This window comes from Duncaniella sp. (assembly GCF_029054785.1).
Lineage (GTDB): Bacteria > Bacteroidota > Bacteroidia > Bacteroidales > Muribaculaceae > Duncaniella.
The window spans coordinates 1-6,213 of record NZ_JAIDEN010000012.1 but is presented as its reverse complement, the minus strand read 5'-3'; the positions used below and the strand labels follow the sequence as shown (position 1 = coordinate 6,213).

The 6,213-nt window shown below is 50.6% G+C and carries 4 protein-coding genes; all 4 read right to left on the bottom strand.

All coding sequences use genetic code 11. The features are described from left to right. Window positions 1-1,182, bottom strand: a 1,182-nt coding sequence (locus K2H17_RS00300; RefSeq protein ID WP_300130062.1) for a potassium transporter TrkG, incomplete at its 3' end; no start/stop codon positions are given. Window positions 1,183-1,189: 7 nt separating this feature from the next. Then, a complete protein-coding gene (gene trkA / locus K2H17_RS00295; protein WP_300130060.1) occupies window positions 1,190-2,524 on the bottom strand; it encodes a Trk system potassium transporter TrkA in 1,335 nt (444 codons plus the stop codon). Next, a complete protein-coding gene (dxs, locus tag K2H17_RS00290) occupies window positions 2,524-4,461 on the bottom strand; it encodes a 1-deoxy-D-xylulose-5-phosphate synthase (protein WP_300130058.1) in 1,938 nt (645 codons plus the stop codon). The genes trkA and dxs overlap by 1 nt, the downstream gene beginning before the upstream one ends. A gap of 202 nt (window positions 4,462-4,663) precedes the next feature. After that, window positions 4,664-6,007, bottom strand: coding sequence for an adenylosuccinate lyase (gene purB / locus K2H17_RS00285; RefSeq protein ID WP_300130057.1), 1,344 nt, complete (start codon window positions 6,005-6,007; stop codon window positions 4,664-4,666). Window positions 6,008-6,213 lie beyond the last annotated feature (206 nt).

Genomic DNA, 6,213 nt, shown 5'->3' with positions numbered 1-6,213 from the left:
GTCATTGACTCTGACGGTCAATATATTGTTGGGGTGTATGGAACGGACAATCTCATTGCGGCAGTTTTTCAGCAGATAGATCAGGCGGTCAATCTTCGCACCACCGCTGGTAGATCCGGCACATGATCCGAAAAACATCAGAGCGAAAGCCAGAGAAAGGACGAAAGTTCCCCATGACGAAAAGGCCGAAACTTCATAACCGGTCGAGGTGATCGTCGATATGATCTGAAAAAGCGGGTCAAGTGTCACCGACTTGAGTGAATGTGCCTGACCGTTACGGAATATGGCTATTACAAAAAGTATATAGCAGCCAAAAATTATGCCGACATAGGTTCTGAACACGTCATTCCGCCAGATCGGTTTGAAATCTCCGTGGGCAGCGCGATAGAGCAGCACGAAGCTCGTTCCGCCAAGGAACATAAACACTGTCATGACGCTTTGGATGTAAACCGAGTCCCAGGCCTCGATACTGTCATCAGCCGTAGAGAAACCGCCTGTCGACATGGTGCTGAATGCATGACACAGGGCCTCAAATGTGTTCATCGGCCCTATTATCAGCAATACGAACAGCACTACGGTCAGGACTATATATATCAGCCACAGCCCCTTGGCAGTCTGCGAGATGCGCGGACGCAACTTGTCATGGGTGATACCGGTAACCTCGGCATTGAACATCTGCATTCCTCCCGAATGGTTGAGCATCGGCACCACCGCCAATGTGAACAGGATGATACCCATACCTCCGATCCACTGCATCAGACTGCGCCAGATGACAACCCCATGACTCAGATGACTGATCGACCCCATCACCGTAGCGCCTGTTGTCGTGAATCCCGACATAGCCTCAAAGAATGCGTCAGAAATCGAAAGCGGATCGGTCTCCATCATCATGAACGGGAGCATTCCGAATATCGAGAAAAAGACCCATACGAGAGCCGTCAGCAGGAATCCTTCACGCTTGGCCATACGCGGGCTGCGCGGGCGGATGCAAAAAGTCATCAGAGAGCCTGCGGTCAGTGTCAGTCCCATCGTCAGCAGGAAATTCATCCAGTCCCTTTCGCCATAAATCAAGGATGTGACTAAGGGTACAGAAAGAAAAGCGCCTTCAATGATGAGAAGAAGCCCGATGATACGCAGCAGCACCCGGAAATTGATTGTCGATGCAGAGTCCTTTAACCTCATTTAAGACCTACTTGAATAATTTTTCAACTTTGTGGAGCAGTCCACTGAGTGTAAACACCACAACTCGGTCGCCAGGCGCTATGACGGTATTACCTGACACCAGATGGCCTTTGCCGTCACGGATGAGACCTGCGATTGTCATGTCACGCGACAGACGCAGATCCTTGACCGGTCCGCGGGTGATTTTTGATCCTTCTCCAGCCACGATTTCCGCAACTTCAGCATCAGCGAGTGCCAGACATTTTGAAGTTGAGGTGTCACTGTCAAGCAGCATCTGGAAAATACGAGATGATGCCAGGAGTTTTTTATTGATGATTGTGCCGATATTGAGGCCTTCAGCTTCAGAGATAAACTGGAGGTTCTCCACCTCGGCAATCGTTTTGAAAACGCCAAGTTCTTTGGCTGACAGGCAGGTAAGAATGTTCGTCTCGCTGCTGTCGGCCAATGCGATGAATGCATCCATGTCAGAAATGCCGGCCTCAAGCAAGGCATCGGTATCGCGGGCATCAGCATTGATAATATGCGCATCCGGGCATCGTTCCGAAAGTCTCAGGCACCGGTCCCGGTCGATGTCCATGATCTTGAAGTTGAATTCATCTCCGGCCATTGCACAGAGACGTATGGCAATGCGGCTGCCTCCCATGATCAGGACATCGCGGATTCTCTGCTGCTTCTTGCCGCAAAGATCGACAAGCGAGTCTACATGGTCGCGACGCGTCATGAAATAGACTATATCATTGCTCTGCAAACGGTCAAAACCGCCAGGGATGATTGTCTCATGGTCTCGCTTGATTGCTGCGACGTGGAAATTATGGTCTATGCTTCCGAGATCCTTAAGCTGCATTCCGACAAGAGGGGCATTGTCACGCAACTTCACTCCGACAAGTATCAGCTCGCCGTCATGGAGTTCAAACCAGTGGCGCACCCAGTTATGGCGCAGAGCCTGAATGACTTCCAATGCGGCCAGATATTCCGGATAGATCATGTCGTCAGCTCCTATATGGCTGAAAAATTCACGGTTGACCGGATCTTTGAACTCATAATTGTCAATGCGGGCTACTGTTTTTTCAGCTCCAAGGCTTTTGGCAATGGCACACGCGACAATGTTTCGTGTCTCGAAAGGAGTTACGGCTATAAACAGGTCACACCCCTCGACTCCGGCTTGTTTCAAGGTAGTGAACGAAGTCGGAGAACCACGGAAGGTAAGAAGATTATAGTTTGCGTCAAGCATTGACAGCTTCTCGCCGTCACTGTCGACCACAGTTATGTCCTGCTCCTCATTGGATAGAAGTTTAGCCAGATGAGTGCCAACTTCTCCGGAGCCTGCTATCACTATTTTCATTAAATCGAAGTGCTGTCGGGTTGTTTTGGGGTATGCAGTTCTTTGATTGCGGCAAATATGCCATCTGCATCGAATCCGCACAGATGGTGCAGCTGGGCGGGAGTGCCCTGAGCGATAAATCGGTCCGGAACTCCAAGACGACGGATCGGCTGTGAGAATCCAAGATCGGACAGTGCTTCTGTCACGGCACTTCCAAGACCGCCTTCGGCTACCCCGTCTTCAACCGTAATGACCGGACATTTCTTATCGGCAACTTCCCGGATGATCTGCGAATCAAGAGGCTTGACAAAGATCATGTCATAATGGGCAATCTTAATGCCAAGCTCTTCCTGAGCTTTATCTATGGCCTTGGAGACATCAGCGGCAACAGGCCCGATGCTAAGAACAACAAGGTCGTTCCCATCACGCAGTCTTTCGCCCTGTCCGACTGTCAGCTTGCGCATCATCGTCTCCTTCAGAGCTTCTTCACCTCGGCCACGAGGATAGCGGATCGCTATCGGACCATCGAAATCCTGGGCTGTCAGCATCAGATGACGCAGGTAGTCGAGATTACGAGGTGAAGCGATTGTCATTCCCGGAATGGCCCTCAGATAGCTGAGATCAAAGACGCCATGATGGGTTGCGCCATCTTCTCCGACCAAACCGGCGCGGTCAAGACAAAATACAACCGGAAGGCCCTCGATGGCCACATCATGGATAATATGATCGAAGGCTCTCTGCATGAATGAAGAATATATGGCCACAAAGGGTTTCATGCCTTCTTTTGCAAGGCCTCCGGCAAAGGTGACTGCATGCCCTTCCGAAATACCGACATCAAAGGTTCTGTCCGGGAACTCCTGTTGCAGTCTGTTCATCGAGGTACCTGAAAGCATTGCAGCCGTAACACCTACGATCCGGTCGTTTGCTCCGGCAAGTTCGACAAGGGTATCTCCGAACACCTGCTGATATTTCGGCGGTCTGCCGGCCCCGTCTTTTATTATTTTGCCTGTTCCGGCATCGAAGCGGCCCGGCGCATGCCATGTCGACGGATCCTTTTCCGCCGGCTCATAGCCCTTTCCCTTGATGGTGCGCAAATGGAGAATCCGCGGTCCTGGCAGATCCTTGATATCCTCAAGCACACTGACAACCGTCTGCAAGTCATGGCCGTCAAAAGGTCCGAAATAGCGGATGTTCAGGCCCTCGAAAATGTTCTGCTGTTTGGTCAGCAAAGATTTCAGGCTGTTGTTGAAGCGCATGATCATCCCTTTGCCGGAGTCTGTCACCAGCTTGTGTCTGCGCAGAAACCGGGAGAAGCGATAACGCAGATTGTTGTAGGCTTTTGACGTTGTCAGATGGGCCAGATAGGTGTTCAGAGATCCGACCGGCCTGTCAATCGACATGTCATTGTCGTTGAGAATGATCAGCAGGTTGGAATTGGAATTGGCCGCATTGTTCAGTCCTTCGAATGCAAGGCCGCCGCTTATTGAAGCGTCACCAATGACAGCGACCACATGGCGTGGCGGGACATCCTTACGCAAGGAACTCGCCACGGCCATTCCCAAAGCCGCAGAAATCGAGTTGGAGGCATGGCCTGCGGTAAAAGTGTCATATTCGCTCTCTTTCGGATTCGGGAAGCCACTCAATCCGCCGAGTGTCCTGTTTGTTTCAAACTGGTCACGGCGCCCGGTAAGCAACTTGTGGCCATAAGCCTGATGCCCGACATCCCACACAATCCTGTCATAAGGAGTGTTGAACACGTAGTGAAGGGCCACAGTCAGCTCTACGGCCCCCATGCTTGACGCAAAATGTCCCGGATGGGAAGCGAGCGAGTTGATCAGAAACGAACGCAGCTCGGCGCAAACCTGCGGGAGCTCGGCCATCGACAGCCGACGCAAGTCAGCCGGCGAATCTATGCCTGACAACAGCGGATAATCAGCCCTTACTGTTCCGTTTTCCATTTTTGACATATTTTTTATACAGAGGAACCCAGACCACTATTCCTGAACAGAGGACAATAAATGCCACCCACAGCGTAAACGGCTGCGAGGCTATCACAAGATAACAAAGGGCAAGCCACAAAACGGCAATAAACCCAAAGCGTATTTTGGTCGAGGTGTCCATTATATCTATCGTTCTTTTCAGATCACTCCCACAGACGGCTTAATAGCCGGTATAGCTGTGGGGTGAAAGTTTCTTCAGTTCATCTTTGACCTCAGGAGTAACATCAAGGTTCTCAATGAAAGCCGCAATGCTTTCTGCCGTCACTGCGCTGTTGGTTCTGGTCAGAGCCTTAAGTGTCTCATAGGGTTTCGGATAGCCCTCGCGGCGAAGCACTGTCTGAATAGCTTCTGCAACAACGCTCCAGGTATTGTCCAGGTCGGCGTCAATTGCCTGACGGTTGAGCAGCAGTTTGCCGAGTCCCTTCATGGTCGAAGCCACAGCAATCAGCGTGTGGGCCAAAGGCACACCGATGTTACGGAGCACAGTCGAGTCTGTCAGGTCTCGCTGAAGACGAGAAACAGGGAGCTTGCTTGCCAGATGGCCGAATACAGCGTTGGCAATGCCGATATTACCTTCCGAATTCTCAAAGTCGATCGGATTCACCTTGTGAGGCATGGCCGACGAACCGACTTCACCTTCTTTGATCTTCTGCTTGAAATATTCCATGGAGATGTACATCCACATGTCTCGGTCAAGATCAAGAATGATATTGTTGATTCTGGCGAGAGCGTCAAACACAGCGGCAAGATTGTCGTAATTGGAGATCTGAGTAGTGTATTCTTCCCTCTCAATGCCAAGTTTCTCGCTCAGGAATTTAGCGCCGAACGATCTCCAGTCAATTTCAGGGAAAGCACAGAGGTGAGCATTGAAGTTGCCGGTCGCACCTCCGAACTTACCGGAAATCGACACCGCGTCCAAAGCCTCAAGCTGGCGGCGCAGACGATAGCTGAACACACGGATCTCTTTGCCGAGGCGTGTTGGAGAAGCCGGCTGACCGTGAGTCTTGGCAAGCATCGGAATCTCATACCATTCGTCAGCTCTGGCCTCAAGATGTTCGATCAGCTCCATAATGCGCGGACGATAAACTTCTTTCAGCGCATCGGCGATTGACATCGGCACCGATGTGTTGTTGATGTCCTGTGAAGTCAGACCGAAATGGATATATTCCTTATATTTCTCCAATCCAAGTCCGTCAAATTTTTCCTTGAGGAAATACTCGACAGCTTTTACATCATGATTGGTGACTCCTTCGATCTCCTTGATGCGAAGAGCCGACTCCACGGGAAATTGTTCATAAATCTCACGCAACTTACTGAAAACATCAGTCGGCACAGAGGCCAAAGCAGGCAGAGGCAATTCGCACAGAGCTATGAAATACTCGATTTCCACCTTTACGCGATAGCGGATCAGCGCATACTCCGAGAAATATTCATCCAGGCGCTCACACTTTCCACGATAGCGGCCATCAACAGGTGAAATAGCAGTCAGTTCAGTAAGTTTCATGATTTTATCTAACTATGGTTGTCGGTTAAAACGTATTTGATGCAAAATTACAAAAAAAGCGACATATAAACGAGATTACATCCCTACAAAATATCATGCACCTCTCCAAAACGCCGAATCCTTGCCTGGCCTTAAACAAAAAAAGCGCGGGCCGGATGTCTGTCTGACTGACAGTATCCGGCTCGCGCGCAGTAGAGGGGGCGGTT